This window comes from Streptomyces sp. DSM 40868 (assembly GCF_011820545.1).
Classification (GTDB): Bacteria; Actinomycetota; Actinomycetes; order Streptomycetales; family Streptomycetaceae; genus Streptomyces; species Streptomyces eurythermus.
Map to the genome: position 1 here is coordinate 9,173,836 of NZ_CP050504.1, position 21,858 is coordinate 9,195,693.

Annotated in this window: 22 protein-coding genes; 14 read left to right on the forward strand and 8 right to left on the reverse strand. The window is 68.9% G+C overall.

The window, feature by feature from the left end; all coding sequences use genetic code 11:
* Positions 1-85: 85 nt before the first annotated feature.
* The 5 genes from HB370_RS41180 (at position 86) to HB370_RS41200 (ending at position 3,819) form a co-directional block, all read left to right on the forward strand.
* Positions 86-889 carry a hypothetical protein gene (locus HB370_RS41180; protein ID WP_244405981.1) on the forward strand — a complete coding sequence of 268 codons (804 nt, stop codon included), beginning with the start codon at positions 86-88 and terminating at the stop codon, positions 887-889.
* Positions 886-1,137 (forward strand): hypothetical protein, encoded by a 252-nt coding sequence (locus HB370_RS41185; protein WP_167513357.1) that lies wholly within the window; start codon positions 886-888, stop codon positions 1,135-1,137. Before HB370_RS41180 ends, HB370_RS41185 begins: the two co-directional genes overlap by 4 nt.
* 206 nt (positions 1,138-1,343) lie before the next feature.
* A complete protein-coding gene (locus HB370_RS41190) occupies positions 1,344-2,012 on the forward strand; it encodes a hypothetical protein (protein WP_167513358.1) in 669 nt (222 codons plus the stop codon).
* A 312-nt stretch (positions 2,013-2,324) separates the two neighbouring features.
* Positions 2,325-2,864 carry an elongation factor P gene (locus HB370_RS41195; RefSeq protein WP_167513359.1) on the forward strand — a complete coding sequence of 180 codons (540 nt, stop codon included), beginning with the start codon at positions 2,325-2,327 and terminating at the stop codon, positions 2,862-2,864.
* 520 nt (positions 2,865-3,384) lie between these two features.
* Complete coding sequence (locus HB370_RS41200) at positions 3,385-3,819, forward strand: GNAT family N-acetyltransferase (protein WP_167513360.1); 435 nt, start codon at positions 3,385-3,387, stop codon at positions 3,817-3,819.
* Between the two features lie 1,071 nt (positions 3,820-4,890).
* On the opposite strand, the gene HB370_RS41205 is transcribed toward HB370_RS41200, so the two are convergent.
* The 3 genes from HB370_RS41205 to HB370_RS41220 all read right to left on the reverse strand — a co-directional run bounded on the left by HB370_RS41205 (position 4,891) and on the right by HB370_RS41220 (position 7,395).
* Positions 4,891-5,910 (reverse strand): ATP-binding protein, encoded by a 1,020-nt coding sequence (locus HB370_RS41205; RefSeq protein WP_167513361.1) that lies wholly within the window; start codon positions 5,908-5,910, stop codon positions 4,891-4,893.
* A gap of 355 nt (positions 5,911-6,265) precedes the next feature.
* On the reverse strand, positions 6,266-6,751 hold the full coding sequence (locus tag HB370_RS41215; RefSeq protein ID WP_167513362.1) for a hypothetical protein: 486 nt from the start codon (positions 6,749-6,751) through the stop codon (positions 6,266-6,268).
* Positions 6,748-7,395, reverse strand: coding sequence for a helix-turn-helix domain-containing protein (locus HB370_RS41220; protein ID WP_167513363.1), 648 nt, complete (start codon positions 7,393-7,395; stop codon positions 6,748-6,750). Before HB370_RS41220 ends, HB370_RS41215 begins: the two co-directional genes overlap by 4 nt.
* An 817-nt stretch (positions 7,396-8,212) precedes the next feature.
* Here HB370_RS41220 and HB370_RS41225 point away from each other — a divergent pair.
* From HB370_RS41225 to HB370_RS41245, 5 genes are all read left to right on the forward strand, one after another.
* The gene (locus tag HB370_RS41225; protein ID WP_030793440.1) at positions 8,213-8,656 is read left to right on the forward strand and encodes a hypothetical protein; all 444 of its coding nucleotides are present in this window, start codon (positions 8,213-8,215) and stop codon (positions 8,654-8,656) included.
* The gene (locus HB370_RS41230) at positions 8,653-9,495 is read left to right on the forward strand and encodes a nucleotidyltransferase domain-containing protein (protein ID WP_030793437.1); all 843 of its coding nucleotides are present in this window, start codon (positions 8,653-8,655) and stop codon (positions 9,493-9,495) included. Before HB370_RS41225 ends, HB370_RS41230 begins: the two co-directional genes overlap by 4 nt.
* A 423-nt stretch (positions 9,496-9,918) precedes the next feature.
* Entirely contained in the window at positions 9,919-11,295 is a 1,377-nt protein-coding gene (locus HB370_RS41235) for a transposase family protein (RefSeq protein ID WP_244405288.1), read from the forward strand.
* Positions 11,296-11,300: 5 nt separating this feature from the next.
* Complete coding sequence (locus tag HB370_RS41240) at positions 11,301-12,083, forward strand: ATP-binding protein (protein ID WP_051816168.1); 783 nt, start codon at positions 11,301-11,303, stop codon at positions 12,081-12,083.
* Positions 12,083-13,303, forward strand: a complete 1,221-nt coding sequence (locus HB370_RS41245; RefSeq protein WP_051816167.1) for a hypothetical protein — start codon at positions 12,083-12,085, stop codon at positions 13,301-13,303. The genes HB370_RS41240 and HB370_RS41245 overlap by 1 nt, the downstream gene beginning before the upstream one ends.
* A gap of 498 nt (positions 13,304-13,801) precedes the next feature.
* On the opposite strand, the gene HB370_RS41250 is transcribed toward HB370_RS41245, so the two are convergent.
* On the reverse strand, positions 13,802-14,197 hold the full coding sequence (locus HB370_RS41250) for a hypothetical protein (RefSeq protein ID WP_157855660.1): 396 nt from the start codon (positions 14,195-14,197) through the stop codon (positions 13,802-13,804).
* Between the two features lie 251 nt (positions 14,198-14,448).
* Between HB370_RS41250 and HB370_RS41255 the strand changes: the two genes are divergently transcribed.
* Positions 14,449-14,679 carry a hypothetical protein gene (locus tag HB370_RS41255; RefSeq protein WP_051816165.1) on the forward strand — a complete coding sequence of 77 codons (231 nt, stop codon included), beginning with the start codon at positions 14,449-14,451 and terminating at the stop codon, positions 14,677-14,679.
* Between the two features lie 180 nt (positions 14,680-14,859).
* On the opposite strand, the gene HB370_RS41260 is transcribed toward HB370_RS41255, so the two are convergent.
* The gene (locus HB370_RS41260) at positions 14,860-15,027 is read right to left on the reverse strand and encodes a hypothetical protein (RefSeq protein ID WP_167512922.1); all 168 of its coding nucleotides are present in this window, start codon (positions 15,025-15,027) and stop codon (positions 14,860-14,862) included.
* Positions 15,028-15,078: 51 nt separating this feature from the next.
* Here HB370_RS41260 and HB370_RS41265 point away from each other — a divergent pair, with 51 nt between their 5' ends.
* The 3 genes from HB370_RS41265 to HB370_RS41275 all read left to right on the forward strand — a co-directional run bounded on the left by HB370_RS41265 (position 15,079) and on the right by HB370_RS41275 (position 17,502).
* Positions 15,079-16,038 carry a hypothetical protein gene (locus tag HB370_RS41265; protein ID WP_030793429.1) on the forward strand — a complete coding sequence of 320 codons (960 nt, stop codon included), beginning with the start codon at positions 15,079-15,081 and terminating at the stop codon, positions 16,036-16,038.
* A 28-nt stretch (positions 16,039-16,066) separates the two neighbouring features.
* Complete coding sequence (locus tag HB370_RS41270) at positions 16,067-16,315, forward strand: hypothetical protein (RefSeq protein ID WP_030793427.1); 249 nt, start codon at positions 16,067-16,069, stop codon at positions 16,313-16,315.
* A 119-nt stretch (positions 16,316-16,434) separates the two neighbouring features.
* On the forward strand, positions 16,435-17,502 hold the full coding sequence (locus HB370_RS41275) for a hypothetical protein (protein WP_063766464.1): 1,068 nt from the start codon (positions 16,435-16,437) through the stop codon (positions 17,500-17,502).
* 108 nt (positions 17,503-17,610) lie between these two features.
* Here HB370_RS41275 and HB370_RS41280 read toward each other — a convergent pair whose 3' ends face one another.
* The 3 genes from HB370_RS41280 to HB370_RS41290 form a co-directional block, all read right to left on the reverse strand.
* Positions 17,611-17,802: a hypothetical protein gene (locus tag HB370_RS41280; protein WP_030793424.1), complete on the reverse strand. Its 192-nt coding sequence runs from the start codon at positions 17,800-17,802 to the stop codon at positions 17,611-17,613.
* 461 nt (positions 17,803-18,263) lie between these two features.
* The gene (locus tag HB370_RS41285; protein WP_030793422.1) at positions 18,264-18,560 is read right to left on the reverse strand and encodes a hypothetical protein; all 297 of its coding nucleotides are present in this window, start codon (positions 18,558-18,560) and stop codon (positions 18,264-18,266) included.
* Positions 18,560-21,091: a DEAD/DEAH box helicase gene (locus HB370_RS41290; protein ID WP_078637798.1), complete on the reverse strand. Its 2,532-nt coding sequence runs from the start codon at positions 21,089-21,091 to the stop codon at positions 18,560-18,562. Before HB370_RS41290 ends, HB370_RS41285 begins: the two co-directional genes overlap by 1 nt.
* Between the last annotated feature and the right edge of the window lie 767 nt (positions 21,092-21,858).

A 21,858-nucleotide genomic window follows, 5' to 3' on the forward strand; every position in this document is an offset into this window, starting at 1 on the left:
CCGGCCGAATTCCAGAAATGCTAGAAACGTATCCGACGGGCCGCCGTACAGCGCTCTACCGGCGGCCCGCTTTCGAATCCGCACCATGAATGCGAGGCCGACGATGACCACGCCCTGGCCGCCCCGGCGCACCGCCCACCGTCCACTCGCCCCGCGCGTCGCCGCGCCCCGGGAGCCGGTCGACCCCGCCCGCATCGGCCGGCGCGTCGTACGGCGGCGGGCGAAGGGCATGGACGCCGCCGCCGCGGCGGCCCTCGAGGACGCCCGGTTCGACGCGCGGCAGGCCTCCCAGCACGAGGACCTGGCCGCCGACGAGCGCCGCCGGGCGGAGCTGGCGGAGTGGGAGCGGATCGACCAGCTGCTCGCCGCCGCCGCGCCGGGCACCGTGTACGACCCGGACACCGACGACGTCGTCCAGGCCGAGCTCGCCACGGAGGCCGCGGCCGCCGCCGAACGGGAAGCCGCCGTACGCGAGGCGCAGCGGATCGCCGCCCGGGCCGACGAGCTCCAGGCGCTGCGCGAGCTGGGCATGCTGGAGCAGGCCGAGCCCCGTGAAGGTGACGAAGCCGTCCGCGAGGAGCTGACCCGCCGCGCCGGGTGGTACGTCCAGGCCGACGTCGACGCCTGGCTCGCCCGCGCCCTGGCCGCGCACCGCGGGCACTACGCCGACCCGGCCGCACGCGAGGCCGCCGCCGGCCTCCTGCCGCAGCCCGTCCTCGCGCACGCCGCGCTGCTGTCCGCGCTCGCCCGCCTGGTCCCGGCCGCCGCGCCCGGAGAGCTGGCGGTCGCGGCCCGGCTCGCCGCCGCCGACCCCGAGGCCACCGCCGGCCTCGCCGCGCTCCTCACCCGCGCCGCCGAGCCGGGCGACCCCACGGGGAGCCGGGCGTGAACCACGACCAGGAGCCGGAGGTCGTCGCGGTCTGGCACACCGCCAGCGCCGTCGGCCGGCACTTCGAGGAGCTGCTCGCCGACGGCACCGTCTACGCGTGGACCGAGCCGCCGTTCGGCGAGACGTACTACCCCGGCGAGGGCGACCCCGACTACAACCCGATCTGCGACTGCCCGTCCGTCCCGCGCCGGTTCTGCGTGAGCTGCGGGGACTGCGCGGCCTGCCGACCGTGCGTGTGGCCGCCCTAGGATCACCTCACCTTCGGCAACCCGCCAGATGTCCGGTGACCTCGTTCCTTGAGCGCGTGCCACTGATCCTTGATCGAGGACCCGGTCAGCCCTGGCCGTAACTATGAGCGAGGGGTTCCGGTTGTCAGGTCGTTTTGATCGTTGCCCCAGGGCGCTCCGATGCGCCGGGGGCTGTTGTACGGCCTCGGGCCGTGTCTGGAGTTGTCATGAAGTTGCGTTCGCTGGCCCGGGGGGCGTCCCTCGCCACGGCTGTGCTGCTGCTCGCCGCGCCGGCCGCCACCACTGTGCACGCGGCGGAGGCGCCGGCCTGCGCGAAGGAGCAGCTCGCCTACCTGGATGCCGAGGACAAGGCAGCGGCGGCGGACAAGGACGCCGACGCCGCGCAGGCGGCCTTCGACCAGTCCGAACGGGACAGGGCGACGCTCAAGCAGACGACCAGCGACATCTACGACCTCTCGCACGCCATGGACTCTCTCATCGGAAGCCTGGGCATGCGCGGCGAGGACGACGCCGAGCTCAAGGAACTGCAGAAGGAGCAAGGCACCGCCGCCGAGGCGGCCGTCGACGCAACGAAGGCGATGGACGCCTACGACGCTGCCGGGGTGGCCGACGCGGCCGAGAAGGCTGCCGCGGCGGGGAAGCGGTCCGTCACGGCAGCCCGGAGCGGGGACTTCAAGACGAAAATCAGCGTCCAAAGCCTGGCTGGCGTGGTGGAGAAGGACGCGGCTGCGGCCAGGAAGGCCACGACGGCCAAGGACTACGACACTCTCAAGGACAAGGCCCAGCAGAGCCGGGCCGACGCCCGCACGGCCCACGACGCGGTGCCCACCGCTCGAACCGAGCTCAAGACCTGCCTGTCCAACGCCTCCAAGTAGGACATGACAACAGGCCGGCAGCCCGAGGGGCTGGGCTTCGCATCCCAGCCCCTCGGGCTGTCCCGCGACAGCGAATTTGGATCACTTGCCACCGAAGTTGGACCGGCTGATCGGTGACCGGTGAGTGACCGCGCGTCTGACTGTCGGGTCGGAAACGTCACCCGAATGCCTGACCGCGACACAGCGTGACAGTTTCGCAACTCCGGGTATGCGTTCAGCGTCGTGACGGCCACAGCCGCACCGGAGTGCATCTGCCGCCGGGGCGGTGGTCTGAGCGGAACCGCGTCAGCACACAACGAGGAGTTGTTTTCCGTGGCTACTTTGGACGATTTCAGGAAGGGCCTGAAGCTGGAGGTCGACGGCAGGCCCTACGTCGTCACCGAGTTCCAACGCCGCAAGAGGCCGGCCTCCGTGCGAGCCAAACTGAGGGAGCTCGGCTCCGGCGAGGTCATCGAGAAGACCTTCGCCGCGGACGGCAAGATCGAGTTGGCCGATGTCGAAGAACGGTCTATGGCGTACATCTGCCCGGAAGGCGACGGCTTCGTGTTCATGGATGCGGCCACCGGCGAGCAGCTCATGGTCGACTCCGCCGTCGTCGGCGACGCCGCCAAGTACCTGACCGATGGTTCTCAGGTCGACGTAACGCTGTACAAGGAACGCCCGCTGGCCATCAGCATCAGCTCTATGGTCGAGCTGGTCATCGCCGAGACCGGGCCGCCCACCCAGGGCGACGGCACCAAGCCCGCCACCCTGGAGACCGGAGCCGAGATCAAGGTCCCGCTGTTCGTCGCCACTGGCGACAAGGTCAAGGTCGACACGCACGAGGGTCTCTACATCGCACGGGTCAGGTAACAGCAGCAGCTACCTGTCCTGACCCGGTGATCTCGGTTGTCCAACTTCCCTGGCAATGAGTCCATGTTCAGTGCCAGAGGACAACCGGTGTCACGCTGACGGAGCGTGAGCGTGACACCGGCGTCACGCTCCTTTGAAAGGGTGTCACGCCGCAACAATTATGGGTGCGTTTGTCCGTTTCGAGGTCCTCGAACCCCCTCCTGGGGCGGTTCAGCGGCGGAGCGTGACACATAAGAGTTCATGCCTTGCACCCCGCCTGTTCGTCACGAGCTGACCTGTGCCAGTGAACGGTGATCGGTTGCCACCGACGGCTGATCAATGACCTTCTGCGCCAATGAAGGGCGATCACTTGCTCATTTGTGTCAGTGAAGGATGACGGATAGGGGTAGATGCCCCTCCGTCGAGCGGGTCCCCTGCCTCAGATGATCTGGCCCGCTTCGCTCGTCGTCTCAGGTCATCCGGTCCGAGACGGTCGCTGCCTGCTGATCGGCAACTCCCAGGAGCCGATAGGTTCCAGAGCATGAGCGTTGAGACTGAGGTCGTTCACGAGGCGACTGATGAAGTGGTGGAGGCGTTCGCTCGTCTCCTTCCGCAGCTGTCGTCCAAGGCCAAGCCCCTGGACCATGAAGCAGTGGGGAGACTGGCGGGTGCCAGTACCAACACGTTGCTGGTGGCCCGTGTCGAGGGCGTGATCGTCGGGACGTTGACGCTGGTGATGTCACCCTTGCCGTCCGGCCTGCGGGCTCACATCGAGGACGTAGTGGTCGATGCCGCCGCCCGTGGCCATGGGGTCGGCAAGGTCCTGATCGACAAGGCCCTTGGACTGGCCGCGGACGCAGGGGCTCGAACCGTCGATCTCACATCGCGCCCTTCGCGAGAGGCTGCGAACCGCTTGTATGAGCGGGCAGGTTTTCAACGGAGAGAGTCCACTGTCTATCGAGTCACCCTGGACTGACGCGCGGTGCTGGCCTCTGCTGAGGCGGAGCCGCCCTGCGTTGTCTGTATGCCTTCTGACGGCAGCGTTGGGAGCATGTCTGGCGTTGCGACCCGCCGCGTCCTTCGGGCAGCGGGTCCGAACAGACTGGGCAGGACAGGGCTCCGGGGGACGCCTTGCGGGTCGGGGCGAGGGCGTCAGCCCTCGCCCCGACCATGTTGGCTGAAGCTGCAGGTTCGGGCAGTGAGATCCGCTTCGGACTCGTTGGTGCTGCCCGTTGAGCGTGATGCGCTTCGGATGGATTGGTGCGCCACCGGTGAGCCCGCTGGCGGCATCGGGCTGAGCACGTGCGGCGTCGTGACTGCCCGCGCCCAGGAGGCAGCGGCTGCTCGCAGACTTCGCATGTCCCCGGGGGCGTCGCTGTCGGTTTGCGGGGTGGGGCCAGTGGGCGAGCCGGACGCGGCGGTGTTGTTCGCCAGCGGTATGCCGCTTGACGGCACCGTTGAGAACATGTGCGGCGCCCGCTCTTGGCAGCTTTCGGCGGCAGGGGGACTTCGCAGATTAAACAGATCGGTGATGCGTCGGCTTCCGGTCCGGAAGGTGCTTCGGGTTGTGGCGTGCGCCGCTGCTGCCGTTCGAGGTAGGCGGCTCGTCGGCAGGCCGACGAGCAGAGAGGGCGTCGCTGCCCAATTCGCATGACCATGACCTTTCGGCAGACCCAGCAGCGTTCCCGGCGCCATTGGCTGGCGGGGTAGCGCTTGCGGTATCTCTTCTGCCGGCAGGCTCTCGAACAGGTCAGCGGCTTGACGCCGAAGCTCGCTTTGGACTGTATGGGGGCCCCGCATTCCTCGCAGTTGACCGTGTTCAGGATCTGCCGGAGCTCGGCCGGGTCGCGGCCAGCGGCGGCGGCAACGCGGGGCCAGGTCGGACTGCCCCGGTGCATGGGCGGTTCAGCGAGGTATTTCCGCAGGTAAGCGGGAGGAAGGTAGTTCGCCTTGGCGAGGCGGGTGATGAACGAGGCGACTCCTTCTCCCTGTTGTGGACGAGCCTTGAACGGAAGGCGGGCGACCTCGGTGTCCGGGGCCGACGACGTCATTCGTCGGTGCCGGGCTGCTTGCGGCGGGAGGCGATGTCGAGGTCGACGGCCAGCAGTCCCGCTTTGGTGATCTTTTCGGTGCCGGTGAGGATGGCGTCGACGGCGGCCCCGCGGAGCTGGTGGGACAGGGTGCCGATCATGCCGCCGGTGCGGGTGTGCAGGAACCTGTCCAGGCGGGTGAGGGTGCCGGGCTTGTGCTGGTGCAGCAGGAGGTTCGCCTCCAACTGGGCGACCAGGGCCTTCCATTCCGCGTTGTAGGGGAAGGGGTGGGTGTCCACTGCCGTGAAGCGGGCGGCGATCTGGTCGCCGCGGGTTCCGGTCAGGAGGCTGCTGTCCTCGATGTCGATGCCGGCGTAGGCGAAGGTTGCCGGGATCCGCTCGGAGAAGTACTTGAGTGTGTCGGACGCGTCGGCTCCGGTGCGGGTCTGCAGCGAGATGTTGTGGATCTCGTCGACCAGGACGAGGCCGGTGCGGGCCTTGGTGCAGACGCCGACCACGGCTTCGGTGAGGTCGGTGATGTTGGAGCTTCGCAGGACCGGGAGACCGAGGAACCGGGCGAACTCGGCGGCGATCATGCGGGGTGTCGCGGCGGGCGGGACGGTGATGTAGATGACCGGTATGCGCTCGTCCTGCCCGGGGTGCCGACGACGATCCTGGAGCTCGTGGGCCAGGCCGAGCTGGGTCAGAGCGATCGTCTTGCCGGTGTTGGCCGGACCGGTGACGATCAGGCCCCGGCGAGCGCTGATGGCACCGCGGTTGAGGACGGTCAGGCGACGTCCGCAGGTGACGGTGCGGCGGACGGTGGAGGTGGCGACCACCTGGAGACGGGCATGGTGGTCGAGCCGGTCCTCGTCATAGTCGTACTTTTCCTCTTTGCTCAGGGCGTCGTACTCGTTCTTCGTCAGCACGGTCATCGTGGTGCTGGTCGTCGACGCGACGAACTGCTGCCATCCGGGCAGGACGGTCAGGTACTGGCCGAAGTCGTCGGGCGGGCCGCTGTCGGGCATCGTCGTCATGATCTCTTCCAGGGATCCTCAAGCGGGTCGAAGAGCCCCAGCGGGATCACCTCGGCCATGGTTTCCTCGTCCTCCGCCGGCTCGTGCGGGGTGGGTTCGTCTTGCGTGCTCGGCGGTGGCGGCGTTGTGGCCGCCGTCGGCGTGGTGACCTTGGTGCGGGCCGCGACGCGGCGGTCCTTCTTGGCCGTACAGTTCAGTGCGCTCGGGGGAGAGGCCCTGAAACCACACTAGGGTGCTCTCCTACCTGCGGTTTCCCCCCTGGGGGAACGATGTATCGCCCATGGCTGTGGACACGAAGAGCGGCGCCGCACCGTGAGGTACAGCGCCGTGTCACCCGGCCGGCCGGGCGGCCGGGTCAGTGGACGCGCCTGAGACGGGGCGGCTTCGTGATGGGCGTGACGTTGCCCTTCGCCTTGGCCTCGGCCTTGCGGGCCTTCTCCTCCAGGTGGAGCTGGAAGCGGCGTTCGTACTCGTCCTCGAAGTCGCCGACGTCCAGCCGCATGTCCTTCGGCAGGGCCTTGATGGCGCGCTGCTGCTCGCGGGGATCGCTGAACGCGGCGATCATCGGGTGGAGCTGGAAGCGTCCGCGGCGAACCACCGTGACGAGCCGGGCGGCGACCAGGTGCTGCATGGCGCGGCTGATCATGCCGCGCTCCATGGCGAGGCCGGCGCCGAGTTCATCGTGCGTGGCGGCGACCAGGCCGCCGGGATCTTGCTCGGTCATCATGTGCAGGAGCAGGGCGTAGGCGGTGGGGGGAAGCCGCGGTACGTACGCGAGGCCGTTGAAGCTGCCCCACAGCACATTGCGGCGCGGAACCCATTCCTCGGCAGCGGACGTCATGACGTGGCCTTCCCTTCCCCAGCCGACTCCTTGCGCACTTCAAGTCTCGCGCCCGGAGCGGCCATCGCCCGGAATGCTTCGGGCGCGTCCGGGTCCTCCATGATCTCGCGCAACAGGTCGAGCTGCTCCACCCTGTCGCCCATACCCGGCTTGAAACGCTTCTTCTCGCCCTTGCGCGGCTCCCTGAGCCCTCCCCTGAGCGACGCGGCGGGGTTCAGCTGGTACAGGCCCCGCTGGAGCCGTCGCAGCGCGCCGTCGGCCTCCAGGACGTTGAAGACCCGGCTGATGTGAGACCGGCTGTATCCGAGAGCTTCAGCGATGTCCTCGTGGGTCGTCTCGATCAGGCCGCCCGGCTTCTGGAACCCCACGAGGGTGAACAGCACCACCAGGACGAATCGGTCGCTGTCGTACCGCACGGCGGCCCAGCGCATGAACTCCAGGCTGTCCATGGAGAACGCCTCACCGATGAAGCCCGTACTGGCGCCGATCGGGAAGACCTGGGCGGCGTGGCCGGCGGGCAGCTCGATCGTGGAACCGGAGGCACGGTTGTACGCGGTGGGCGGCGGCTTCGGACGGCGCCGACGACGGGACGGCGCGCCGGGCAGCTTCGGTGCTGCGCTCCCGTCCAGAGGCCCTGAGCTCATGGGGTCGCTGTCTCCTTGATCGTCGTGACGTCAGCACCCTAGCGGAGAACCGTGGCAGTAGTGCCACCAAAACGCAGCAGCACCGCCACGAAAGTCACCCGAACGTCAGCCCAGGACTGACCTTGACTGGCGACCAACCGACGAGCAGCCTCTGACGCACCGCAAGTCGTTTCGTGGCATTAGTGCCACGAAACGCTGCTCATAGGTCAGGACTGCCTGACGTCCCGACGGAGATATGTCAGTCCAGGGCTGACATATCTCTCCGCACACGGCTCGCTGACCTGCGGAAACGCACGGCTCTTACCTCTAGAGCGTGCGCGCGCGTGATACCGGATCTCGCCCGTCAGGATCAAGCACCGCCACGCCGTGGCCTCGGCCCACCAGCAACAGCGTCAGCGGTATCGCCCGCACCCCGCGGTGGCGCGCGCGGCTTCGCCTGCGGCACTGCGGGGTCCGCGCGGACCGTAGGCGGCAACAGCGGCTCTGAGTCTCGGGTGGTACCGGCCGTGACGTTCAAAAGCACGGATGCGTGGCCGGTCCCGGTGGGTGGTTCCGCCGCCCGGCCCTGGGGGGCCGTTCGGCTTGCGTACCTCCGCACGCCGGAATTTCGACTTTCCGATTGATGGGCGTCGTGTGATGTGCATTGGGTGTGCGTCATAGGTTTTCACTGGTGTTGGGCTGGGGTGATGCCGGTGCCATGGTGTCGTTTTGCCGGTGAAGGCTGGTGTCGTTCGGTGGGTGGGGGGCTTGTCGCTCCTGTGGGTGGGTGTGGCGAAACGCCGGGTGGGGCCGTGTCGTGTCTGGCTACGCTCGGTGGATGCCGTCGTTTGTGGGTGATCCGCGTCATGAGCGTCTTGTTGCTGTCCTGGTGCCGTTGCTGCGTCGGTCGTGTCCGCCGGGCGCTGGCGGGTACGGAGGGTCGTACGAGCTCCGGCTCGGTGTTGATGAGGCGGAGGAGCTTGGCGGGGTCGCTCTGATCCGCTCGGCGATGCGTAAGGCCGGCCGGTCCCTGGGATGGACCAGGCTGCAGACGTTTGGGGGTTCCTTCCCGCAGGTTGCTGTGGCGGGTGTGGTGGACCGGCGGGAGGTTCCTGCAGAGTTCGCCGCCGCGGTTGAGGAGTATGAGCTGCAGCGGGGGAGGGCCGCGGCGGAGGTGATCGGGCGGACGTGGCAGGACGGTAAGCCGCGTGCGGTCCCGGGTTCCGTTTTCGTGGTGGCACAGGAGTTTCGTGCCGCGTATGCCGAGGGCGTGGCCGGATGAAGCGTGAGCGGGCGACGCGGCTGCTGGCGGACATGATCACGCGGCTCGAGAACGGTGGTTGGCCGCTGGGCCTGGTTGAGGAGGTGTATGTCTTCGGGTCGTACGCGCGTGGGGCGCTGGAGCCGAACGATGTCGACGTCGTCATTGAGCACGGCACGGACAGGCGTTGGCTGGGCGAGTCGCTGGATGCATCGATCAACGGGCGTGACTCGTACGTGGGGATGAGGCAGGCCCTGCGGGGCCGGACCCGGGGTATCTCCTTCCAGTTCCGTGGCCGCAGCAGCCTGCTGGACGAGGGCTTCGAGCTGTTCTTGCTCTGGCGGAAGGGTGAGCCGTTCTCCCTGGCCCGTGAGCGCCTCGCCTCCTTGACCGCGGACCCGGAAGCCGGGCCGGCGCCCAGGGACCACATGCTGACAGAGTTCGAGGAGCTGGAGAGCCTGGTGCCGCGCCCGGCGCGGATCGAGCTGTTCGGCCGACACGTGAAGGGCAAGATCAGCATCACGCCGCTGAGGCTGTTGGGCGGAGACATCGAGGACCCTGAAGCCGTCCGGCATGTACGGCGACGCTGGGTGGAGACGAGCCCGTTGCGCCGGGCGGCGACGTGCGCCCTGGCCGCGTTGGAGCAGCGAGGCGTTGACCTCAGCGCGGTGACGCTGCACGGCCAGCGGCTGTTCGGCCGGGACCAGCAGGCTGAACGCTGCTTCGTCGACCTGGGATGGAACGGCTTCGGATCTATGGGGCGTCTCCTGGACAGCGGAGTGACCTGGCTGGAAGTGCTGCGGCCTCATCGGACCAAGCCCATGGACGCACTGCTCATCGAGCCGACGCCTCGCACGTAACCGGAAACGCCCATAACCGCGCCCCGGTGCCCCATGGGGGATCGGGGGCCTGCTTCATCCGTTCGTGTGTGCCTGATCGGCGTGTCGGGATGGATGAGGCCACGGCGGACAGCCACCACCTGCACGAGGTGCAGCCGGGGGTGAGGAGTGTCCGATCGGGTTCCTGGTGGCGAGGACATGCCGCGGCGCTGGCCGGCCGGCGGGCGTGAGGGCGCGGTGGCGCGCTTGATGGCCCATGATTCCCGGGGCGAGTTGGCCACCGAGCACGCACGGGCGGTCGCTGGGTCTCTTGGTGTGTCACTGCGGACGGTGTGGAACTGGGTGGCGGTGGCCCGGCGGGAGGGGCGGCTGTCCGCACGGACTCCGTCACGGGCCGGTGTGACGCCAGATATGCGTGTCCGTCTGGCGGTGTGGGGTGGGAACGTGTCAGCGGTCCACCGCGAACTGCTCGCGGAAGCGGCCGCGGCCGGTGACCCGGGCTCGGTGCCTTCTCTTCGGACCCTGCAACGCGCCGTACGCCGGGACTTGTCGGCGGGGGAGCGGGCCGGGCTGAAGGGCGGTGAAGCAGCGCGTCGTCGTTACGACGTCTACGGCAAACGGCCGCCCACGCACCGCAACGCCTGCTGGGAGGGTGATCACAAACGTATCCCGGTCCGTGTCGCCCTGGACGGGGCCGCGGTGTGTCCGTGGGTGACGTGGTTCATCGATGTGGCGTCGAAGGTGATCGTGGGGGTAGCGGTCACACCGCACCAGCCGGCCCGGGACGCCGTCCTGGCCGCGCTGCGTTCGGGGATCAGCCGGTCCGCCCCGTACGGGCCGTTCGGTGGCCTGCCGGACCGGGTTCGGGTGGACCGAGGCAAGGACTTCCTCTCGGGGGCGGTTGCGAGGGCACTGGGCGGCTTTGCGGTCCCCGTTCACGACCTGCCGGCCTACAAGCCCTACCGCAAGGGCACCGTGGAGGCCCTGAACAGCGCGGTGGAACAGATGCTGCTGGTCTCCCTCCCGGGCTACACCCGCCGTGCCCGCCCCGCGCAGGCATACCGGCCCGATCCCGTGGAGGGACTGCTGTCCTACCCGGACTTCGTCCAAGTCCTGCTGGACTGGGTGGCCTGGTGGAACACCGAGCACCACCCGGCCGGCGTCCCGGACGGGATGACCCCGAGCGAAGCGTGGGAGGCGGATCCGACACCGATCGAGGACGTGCCTGAGAAGCAACTGGCGTTCTTCGCGATGGAGGACGACGGCCGTATCCGGAAGATCACCACGAACGGGGTCGCGTGGCGGCGCCGCGCCTACATCGCGGACTGGATGGCCGGCAATGTCGGCACCAGGGTACGGCTGCGCTATCTGCCGCATTTCGACGGAACGATCGAGGTCTTCACCGCCGACACCCCTGTTCGGCACCTGGGCAGCGCCTACCTTGCCGAGGCCGCGACACCCGCGCAGCGCCGCGCGCTGTCCAAGGTCCGTGAGAGCAAGGCCCGCGCTCTCAAAGCGGACCTCAAAGCAGCGGAGAAGCTGAGCCGGACCCGCTACACCGCAACGACCACCCCTGCCGCGCCCCATCCGCGGCGGTCGGTCACCGAGCAGCAGGCCCACGAGGAGATCAGCCGCGCCCGGGCGGTGGACCTCGCGGCCCGTGCACTGCCGGACCTGATCCCACCCCGCGATCCTCCGCCGGGCTGGGCCCGGCCCCGTCCCCGCCCTGACACCACCGCGCCGGCGGTGACAGACCCAGCCGACATCGCCCCGCCGGAAGACCCCACCGGCGCCAGGCCCGCACCAGGCAGCAAGGAGTGACCAGCATGCCCACCTCGCCCCGCAGAGGCCGCCTGCCCGCGGAACGGGAAGACCACTACATGCGCCTGCCAGGCGCCCAGGTCGTCTCCACCCGCGCCCTGCTCACCGCCCGGGAGAACATCCGGGCCGCGATCGACGCCAAGGCGATGATCTGCATCTACGGCCAGGCCGGCAACGGCAAGTCCTTCGCGGTCAACGCCTGCCTGCGCGAGCTCGCCCCGAAGCTCACACGCCGGATCCAGTTCCGGGCCCGGCCCTCCACCCGCGACCTCCGTCACGAACTGTTCCACGCCCTCGGCCTGCAAGGCCGACCGCCGGCGCAGCCGATCGAGTTCGACCGGACGCTGCGCGGCGCCCTTCAAGAACCGCATGTCCTGGTCTGCGACGAAGCTCAGTGGCTGTCGAAACTCTGCTTCGAGTACCTGCGCTACCTGTGGGACGACTCCGACTCCGACCTCACCATCATCTTCACCGGCGGGAACGGCTGCTTCGAGATGCTGCAGAGCGAGCCGATGCTGGAGTCCCGCGTCTACGCGTGGCAGGAGATCGACCGCATGCCGCTGGACGAGGTCCTGGCCGTCGTCCCGGCCTTCCACCCTGCTTGGATGGACGCGGACCCTGAATTGGTCGCCTTGTGCGACCGGGAAGCGGCCCACGGGAACTTCCGGGCCTGGGCGAAGATCACCCACCACCTCACCGTGGGGATGAAAGAGACCGGGCGGGCCTGCGTGGATGAGGAACTGCTGCGCTGGGCCTACAGCAAGCTGAGCCACCGCCGGGCGGCCTGATGCTGGACTGCCCGAACCCGCCACCGGTCACGGTGATCATCGACCCACACGACGACGTGGTCCACACCCGGGCGGCCCTTGCCTCCCACGCCCCACATCACGGGCGCCTCACCGTCCACCCCACTCCCGGCGTGGACGCCGCCCTCGCACTCGCCTACGACATCCTCGCCGCCCTGGGCAAGCCCGTCCCCCTGACGGGCTACCGACCGGCCGATCCGGCCCCGGCCTGGTCGCTCGCCGCCGCCTGGATCCTCGCCACCTCCATCACCCACCTGACCCTGCTGCGCGCCCACCTCCTCACCCCGCACCGCTTCAAAGACCTCCTCACCCTGCGCCGGCGCACCGGCATCCGCCTGACCCTTGTCTGCCACCGCCGGAAGATGAGGCCCTTCCTGGAACGCGAACTACGGCAGGTGGAACACCACATCGCCGAGGCATCCGCCCTGCTCCCCGAGACCGAATCAGCCCCCCTGTCCCCGCTCCCCGCAGCGCGGCCGCTGGCGAACCGATGGATCAGCCTGCCCGCCCTGACTACCCTCAAAGCCTTCGACGAGGCCACCGGCCCGTGCCACTGCGCAGCACCGACGGCAACGGACCGGGACTTCTTCCCACCAGTGATGCCGCCGGTCACCGAAGCGGAAGTCGCCTGGCGCCTCCACCGCGCCTCAGCCCACCCCCACCTAGCAGCCCAGCTCGCCACAGCGACGTTCACCGCGGCTTCCACCACCCAACTCAACACCGCACATGCCCGCGACCTGGGCCCGGACACCTCGACCATCACGCTCCACGACCACGGCCTCCGCCAGGGCTGCATGACCCACCCGGTCCCCGACTGGGCCCGCCCCCTGCTGAGGGCCGCCGCACTCGCCTGGAGCATCGAGACCGGCACCGACGGGCCTCTGTTCAGCGATCCGTTGGGCAGTGCAGGACTGCCATCCCTGACAGACTTCGCTGAGAGCTGCAAATTGCGCCCACCCCAACCGCCCCGCCCCAAGCGACGCCGAACCAAACGTGGCCCGGCCCCGCGCCCGAAGGAACCCGCAAACACCCTCTGGCCCGTGTGCGCCGCGCACTACCGGCTCTCCTGGGCCAGCGAGATGCCGGACCTGATGCAAGGCTGCCCCCACCCTCCACCGCACACCCAAAAGACCATCGACCGCAGAAAGCGGGGATGGCTGCCGCCCGACTACGGGCTGCGCGAACTGCAGGGCCTGCGCTGAGAAGCGGTGAACCGCCCGAACCCTCTGTGACCTGCCGCGGGCTCCCCGCGTATAACGGGCCCTGTGTGTTGCTGACCGCGCACAGCGTTCGAGTCAGGCCGGATTGCGTACGGGTACGGCCGCAGAAGCCCTCTTTCCTGCCGTGCTCTGTACGACCCGCGCCCCGGGGACCCGGACCGCTGGGACTGGACCGGCGACACTCCCCAACCGTTCCGGGCCGACTCGCCCACCAGCCCGGATCGGGGCACGCTGGAAGGCGTGAGTAGCGCGCCGATCGTCGTGCACCGATCCTTCAGCTCGGGCGGCCGGTGGGGGAGATGGGCGACCCGGCCCGCGCGGCCGCACCGGCGCCTTGCACCCGATGACGGTCAACGAGGCCGTGCTCGCCCTGCTGCGCCCGAAGCCGGACCTGCCCCAGCTCGCCAGCGAGCCGGCCGACGTCCTCTCCGCCGCGCAGGCTGCCGTGGATGCGCCCGCTGGGTTGGGCACCATCGCCTCCTATGCGACCGAGGTGGCGTTGCCCGCGACCGGCACCTGTCCAACCCGGGCAGGGGCGGCGCCCAGGCGGACATCGTCATCACCGTGCCCGAGGACGGGGTGCCGCTGCTGTTTGTGGTGATCGACAATTGCTTCGAGTCGGCGTAGGTCCTTGCCGCGAAGGTCGACAAGTACATGCGGTTCTGCCAGCGGAAGGTGAAGGACGTCGACGGCCGTGAGCGGCCGATGTGGCGCACCCGATGGTGGGTGCCCGACGGACGCCACGGCGATCAGCCGCACCCGCCGCTGCTGCTCGTCTTCAACCGCGTCGGCCCGCGCAACCCCAACACCGTCGTCGCGCAGCTGGCCGAGCTGACCCAGCGGCACTGGCAGGGCACCGCCTACGACGGCTTCCACATGTACGACGGCAAGCTGCCCATCGTGGTCACCGGCACGAAGCAGCTGAAGGAGCATGGCCCGGCCGGGGCGGTCTTTCGGCGCTTCGCCGGCCGTACAACCAGCCCCTCCTCGAGGCGATTGGCAACCCGCGCCGCGAAGCCCACGACGCCCGCAAGCAGGCCGAGTACGCCGCCCGCCAGCGGGAGCACCAGGAGGAGCTGCGCCGCATCGCCGCACAGCACAGGGCCGAGCGGGAGGCCCGCCGTCCCGTGTGCGCCGGCTGCGGCACCCGGTTCACCGACGAACGGTGGAAGGCCATCGAGCCCGCCGGGTGGGACGCCCCATGCGAGACTCACCCGCACCTGTGCGACGACTGCAAGCAGCGCGCCATCACCGCCGAACGCCAAGCCGAGCAGGCCGTGCCCGAGCACCAGGAGCACGACCAGGCCGTGCCCGAGCAGAAGGCCGGCGGCACCTGGCTCTCCCGCTTCCGCAGGTAAGGCAACCGGACCGGGCTGCCAGCGGCAGCCGCTAGGCCGAACGGATGGACCGTAAGGACGAGTAGCTGCCATGGCGCCGACCACGGCCACCCGGGCCCGCAGCCGGACCAGGATTTCGTGAGGCGTTAATAAGGCGCCCCTCCCCGGGCCGGGTGGAGGGGCGCCTTGTGGTTGCGGTGCTCAGGCGTCGGGCTCTTGCCGGAAGTAGTCGGGGGCGAGGTGCCGGAGCCGGTCGTCTTCCTCAGTGACCGGTTCGAGGAAGATGTGCAGGCCGTTATCGAAGTCGCCGTGGTGGTCGTAGCTGAACCAGGAGTCCACCACCCTGTAGCGGTCGCCGCGAAGGAGCACGGGACGGAAAGCGCTACTTCTTGGTCGGAGCCGTCTGGCAGGGTGTGGCGTGTGACAAGCGAAGGCGATACGAGCAAGGACAGCGAGGCGTGGGCGATGGATATCCTCGTCCAGCTGCGCCAAGGCAGGCAGGAGGCACATGCGCGTCGCGACGCGCTTGCGGCAGCGGTCGACGAAATAGCCGACGGTTTCACGCAACTGGGCCTCAAGCCTTGGAAATCGAAGCGTAAGAGCCCGGCGCGAGAGGACATGAAGGTCCCGGACGTCATGCTCGGTGACCGCGCCGAACCAGCCGCAACGGTTCTCCGGTATGAATCAGCGGTCAACATCCTCAGCGCCGCCGATCAGCTTCGGGGTTTCGCCGTCCTGCTTCGTGCAGAGAAATCGCTGATGGGCGCGGTCTCGGTCGCGCGTGGCGTCTTCGAGGCGTGTCTGTGGGCCACAGCGGTAATCGACCCGACCATCAGCACTGACGAGCGCCTGCAACGTGCCCTGACGCGTCGCCTCGCACGACTCTCGGCAGGTATCCGTCTCAGGAAAATGCTAGGCGGCGATACCGATGCCAACCAGCTCGTTGAGAACGACGCCGATGTGGATGACGCGCACGGGACCAACCGCGATCCTGCGAAGGACATCAGCGACATCTTGGCTTACGCCAAGGACCGGGGCTGGCCTGTGAAGAGGGGCCGTCGCACCTCCGAGATCACACCCCTTTCGATTGACTGGCTCAGCGAGAACCTTGAGCGCCGTATCGGCATCGAGGGGTACGCCTGGACGAGCGGCTCGTCGATGGCTCACGGCGAGCATGCTGCCGACACGGCGGTGTGGGTTGAACTGTCCCAGGACATCGGCACAGCTCCGGCATGGTTGATCCAATTGTGGTCGAACGGTGCTTGGGCGGGACCGCGTCTCTTCCTTGCAACACACGCCGCCTACACAGGGGAGGGCAGCCTGCGCCGCGAGTATCAGCGGTTCGAAGAGTTGTTCTTGAGCGGGGTCGGCAAGAGCTGAGGCCCGGAGATCCATACAGCATGCCCTCATGCGCTACGCCCGCCGACCTCGCCGCACCGAGTGCAAGGCAGCGTTCACGTACGAGCGGTGGCAAGCGGTGGGGTGCACCGGCTGGGACGCCCTCCCTCCGGAGGCCCGTCCGACCCTGTGCGGGGACTGCGACCAGCGACACGGGACCGACTGGGAGGAAGCCTGGCCGGACGCGACGCGCGAGGAGCAGGAGCCGGCCGTGCCGGAGCAGAAGGCCACCGGCTGGCTCTCGCGCCTGCGCCGCTGAGCTGGGCACGCCTCCCGACCAGCAGCGCTTCTCCTCCTGGCACGGACCAGCCCGGCGAATTGGATGGATACGACGGAGAAGGCACGTCATGCTGGAAGCGATCGATGCGAGGGGGAAGCGTGAGCCGCGGGCAGACGGAGACTCTTGACGAGAAGCACCAGCGCTTGCTGGAAGCCTTTGTGTTGAGGGCCCGCAGGGTGGAGGAGCACTCGCTGGCCGCCGACTGGGACGCCCTTGTCGAGCTGACCCGCATGAGCATCAACGTCCGTGTCGACCGCAGCGAGGTCCGGATCTCGTACGAGCTCCCGCCCGAGGAAGTGGTCGAGTCTGCGGCAGCGCGTATCAGGCCAATTCTGCTGGAGCAGGAGGACTGCTTTCACATGAAGGCGCTCTCAGCTCTGGGCTACACCTGTCGAGCAGCGCCACAAGATGCGGCGTGGATACGTTCCGCACGCGCTGAGTGGCGGACACGGGTAAGCCCCTCCACGCGCGACGAATCCGGCTATTGGGTCATGGTCGCTGACACGTCCACGGGCGAAGAGCGTGACCTCGATGCGCATGGGCTGGCCATGGCCTGGATCTACGGAGACGTGGTGCATCACGATCCCCAGCGACGCAAGGAAGGCGACATCTTCGGACTGCGCGATCGGTTTCGCGCCGCTGTGCCCCTGGTGGCCTGGGCGATGGTCGGCACAATCGAACTCCTTAATTTTGTCCGGGCACTGAACGAAGCCGGGATGCTGAAACTTCGACAGGAAGTGTTCGACGAGCAGGTCGCCTTGAAGTCGACCGTGTGGGAAGAACGTGCCGAGATGTACTACGCGCCCGTCGGCGCTCAACCTCCCTTGCTTGCGAGCTCTCCCATGCCCGAGGGGTGGCTCCCTCTGAGCAAGGCATCTGACCTCTCGGTCTTTCGTCACCGCATTGCGGGACAACTCTTGAACACGGAACGCTCACCATCCATGACGTACCTGCCCTCACCCGAAGAGATCGAAGCCGCTCGCACGCCTGCCGGCGGTTGGAAGCGAGACCAGCTCGCCGCTTGGGGCGTGCCGTGGCCTCCGCCGAAGGGCTGGAAGGACGAGCTGGCCGAACGCTGGAAGGCTGCCCGCCCGGACGGCCCGCCGGCGCCCTCGCCCACCCCGGCGCCGACCGACTTCTCCCAGGAGACGTTCGACTTCGGCTGACCGACGACAGAGGGGCCGGACAGGATCACCCTGTCCGGCCCCTCTGCTGGGTCCGGGCTGAGGCGGATGCGCGGTCTCCCCACGCGAGATCGAGGTCGTCTCAGCGCGTTACCGGCCGTGCGAGGCGGGCCTGTTGCCCGGCCCGTACGCGTGTAGCAGCTCCTCCAGGCGTGCGCGGTGCTGCTCCACGAAAGCCTCCAGGCGCTCGATGTACCCCTGGCGTTCCTCGGTGCGCACCGCGCTCAGCGCGACGTCCAGGAACGCCCCGTCCGGCCAGTGCCGCTCGCCCGGTGCGGCCAAGGGCCCACGGGAAGCGTTCCGCGGCCACCAGGACGTCCTTCGCGTCCAGTGTCAGAGCCGGGCCTGGGTCCTCCACCGAAGCCTTCTGCGGGGCGGGGGAGGCGGGCTGCTGGAGGCGGGCGACCAACGTGGCGCTGGAGGCGGCGCGGCCGCGCCCGGTGGCGGCGGTGGTGTCGGCGATGCGCAGCAGGTAGGTGGCGACATCGCGGACTCCTGCGTGCCAGCCGTCCTGGAAGAGCTGCTCGGATCCGTGCGGGGCGCTGCTCTCGGAGATCCAGGTGTGGGCGCCGGCCACCGCCCCAGCCTCCAGCTTCGACACGATGTCGTCGGCCTGCTCGTGTCCGATTCCGACGGCGGCCAGGGCCTGGAACACGGTGAACCGCGCCTCGGTGGCCTCGTGCTGGTGGTGGCTGATGCGGGCCAGCTCCTGGCCGTACGCGTCGCGTCGTGCTGCTCGGTGCTCACGCGGTGCCTTCCTTGTCTGCCCGGGTGGGGTTGGCGACCCGGTCCGGATCGCGTACGGGCTTCGGCGCTAGCGTCTGGGTGGCTGGGGTGCGCATGATGTGCCAGCTGGTGTGCGGCGCGGTGACGGCGTGGACCAGGATGACGATGGCCTGCCGCCCGGCGCCGCCCCGGGCCCACGCCCCGGTGAAGCGGGCCTGATCGGCCGGCCAGTCGCCCGGGCGCCGCCACGGACGCAGCCGTCCGAGCAGATCACCGGCTGCGAGCGCGGCGGCCGCGGTGACGACGACGTCCATCAAGTCCATCGCATGCCGATTGCGGACAGGAGTTCCACCCGCTCCGGGGACAGCGTCGCGGCTCGGCTGCGCTGATTCCCGATCCATGCTCCGAGCCGAAGCTCCCGAACCTCCTGGTCGTCGCCGCTGCCGCCCTTCCCATCGCCGCCGACGGCGATCCGTTCGACGTGCTGCCTCGGGACCTGCAGGTGTCCCTCGCGCTCGTAGAACTGCTTGGCAGCCTCGTAGTTCATCGCCCACTTCTCGGCCTGCGTACGGCGCGGCCTGGGCTTCTCGTCCTCGCTCGCGGGTGTGATCCCGAGGATGTGCTCGCACATCCACTGCTGCACGGTGGTGAGCTTGTCCCAGCCGAGCCGGACCGACCGGACCCACCGGCCAAGGTCCTCGCCCTGGTGCACGACCTCGCCCGGCTCCATCGGCAGCGTGCCGCCGGCCTTGAGGTGCAGCCGGACCAGATGGAAGGCGCGCTGCCACTCCACCGGCCAGGCCGGGCACCACGACGGGTCGATCTCCTCCAGCTGCTCGCGCCGCTCCTCAGACAGCGCCCCGGCCGCCGACTCCACCGGCAGACCTTCGGCCCGCCGCTGCTCGATCTCGGCAGCCTTCCGGGCCGCGGCCCTGGCGTTCTTCAACCAGATGCCCACCCGGTAACCCTGGAAGGTGGCGTCCAGCGGCGCCAGGAGGTGGCCCGCCTCGGCCGCCCACCCACGCGCGGCGGCCAGACCCTCCTCCCACGCGACGTCGAAGTGGCTCCAGACCATGCCCAACTTCTCCAACTGCTGGACGCGGTCCTCGTCCATATCGCCGCGGGTGTAGAATCTCCTGGCGTCGGCGATCCATTGCCCAAGGGGGAACCCGGCGAGCGAGGCCGGCCACCCTTCGGCCTCTGCCGCCTGGTCGTCGCAGCCGGGCACCCGGTACGTGAACGGCACCTTCAGGTCGCCATGCTCGCGAACGTAGATGACGGCCGCCTCGATGCCGCGCCGCCAGTGCTCATGCTCCGGGTTGAGGACGCGCAGGTTGATGAACGCGGCCAGCTGCGCCGGGTCACGCGGCGTGGAGAACTTCAGCAGCTGCCGAGCGGACATCGACGGGCCGGACCCTTCCCCCTCGCCACCGCCTTCCTGGCCCTCCCTGCGGCTCTGAACACCCCTGACACGGCTTGGCGCCTGCTGCTGCGCCAGAGCCTCCACCACGCGGGCGTCGTGAGCCCGGAGCGCCTCCAGCAGCTTCGCCAGCCCCCCGAACGCCCGCGACGTGAGCATGTTGTCCGCCGTCTCGCCCGGCCCGAGCAGGACCGGCACCACGAGCGAGGCGACCTTGCCCTCGCCCGGCTGCATACGCAGCGCGCGGCCGACGGCCTGGACGAGGTCGGGCATCGAGCCGCGCACGTCGGCCCAGTAGACGGAGTCGCAGTTCTTGGTGTCGACGCCCTCCCCGAGGACCTTCACCGAGCCGAGGAAGCTCTTCTCCACCACCGTGCCGTCCGTGGCGATCCCGGACGCGAACTCGCCCAGCACCCGGCGCCGATGGCCCGGCTTGTGGTCGCCACACAGCCAGTCCGCCCAGATCGTGCGCGGGTACAGCTCGGGGTCCGCAGCGTGCAGCTGCGCAGCGACATCGGGGAGACCGGCCGCGAACGCCTCGGCCTCCTTCACCACGTGGTGGAAGACGAGCGTGCGCCTAAAGCCTTCCTCGGCCGACGCCTTGAGGAGCGCGGTCTGGAGCGCGGCGAGCCGGGCCCCGCGGACCTCGTCCGAACGACTTTCGGCGCCCAGGAGCTGCGCGGCCTGGAGCTGGGTGTCGGTGATGTCCACACACACCACCTGGTAGGGGGCACAAATTCCCCGGTCGATCGCCTCCGACAAGGTCAGCGTGTACGCCCTGCTGCCGAAGGGACTGTCCGGGTCGTCTTCCATGCTCGCCACCAGCTCGCCCGGCGCGCCCTCGGAGTCCTCGTCCAGCTGCCACAGGCGGGGTGTGGCGGTCATGTACAGGCGGCGCAGGGCGGGGATGCGGGTGTTGTCGTGGACGACCGCCCACGGCTTGCCGATCCGTCCCGAAGTACGGTGTGCCTCGTCGACCACGATCAGGTCCCAGCCCGGAAGGCCAGCGGTGTGTGCGCGCTCCAGGGTGCCGAGCCCGAGGGAGGCGTACGTGGCGAACACGGTGACCTTGTCGAAGGGACGCACCCAGTCGACCAGCTCGTTCACGTCCGTGGTGTTGGGGAAGGACACCTCCTCTCCCCGTAGGGACGACACCCCGATCACCGGGCCGGTGCGGCCTGTTTCGCGCCACGCGGCCTCGGTCTGGGCGAGCAGATCCAGCGAAGGGACGAGCACCAGCACGCGGCCTGCACGGAGTTCCTCCGCGCTGCGCGCGGCGACGAGGGTCTTACCCGATCCGGTCGCCATGACCACCTGCGTCCGCAGCCCCCGCTCTGACACAGTGGATCCTGCAGGCAATTCAAGGGCCCGCAGCACCCCGTCCACAGCTTCTCGCTGGTGGGGACGGAGTTCCTTCACTGCCATTCCGATCTGCCTTATCCTGCGGGCCGCGCCTGTTGCATCACGCGGCAGGAAACGGGAAACCTTCACGTAGAAGACGTGTAATCGGCTACGGTGAATCTCACCGGCACCCGGTCACCGCCTCAAGATCAATAACAGAGGAGCGTGATCGAATACCGATCCTTCTGCCTCAAGGGTGCTGCTATCTGAGTCCAGAGTCTATCTGATACTTCAGATTGAAGCGCAGGTGCTTAGAGATAGTCCGCGTAAGCTCAGTCAAACTGTAAGAGCGTCATGGGCTCACGTTGAAGCCGCCTGACGGCGCGTGGCATATCTACCGCTCCGGTGGGGATCCTGGCGTTGCATAAGGCGACCGCAGGAGGCGCAGCATGTCCGGATGGCCTGGTTCCAGTCCCGACGATGTCAGGTTCAGCAACATGTACGACAAAGACAAGGGAGAGCGGCGAAGTTGCTGCCTTGTCCTTGCCTTAGGCGTCATCAGTATCGCGTGGCTTGTGGGGATGACCGTTTGGTTTCTGGTGCGGTGACGGACAGGCAGCCGCGTGACTCACTCACCGCCCCCTCCCCTTGCTGCTGCTCGGGCCGTAGGCCCGTGGGCGGGCCGCGCGGAGCGTGGCGCACCCCGACAATGGCGGGCGACGTGGGACCAGTTGGCGCTGTGTCAGGTGGCTGGAGCGCAGCGGAGGCCACCGGGGCGGCCGGAGGCCGGCCCCGGCCCGCAACGCGGGCCGGATGCGCTGCGTTTGGCGGGACGCGCGGAGCGCGTGCCG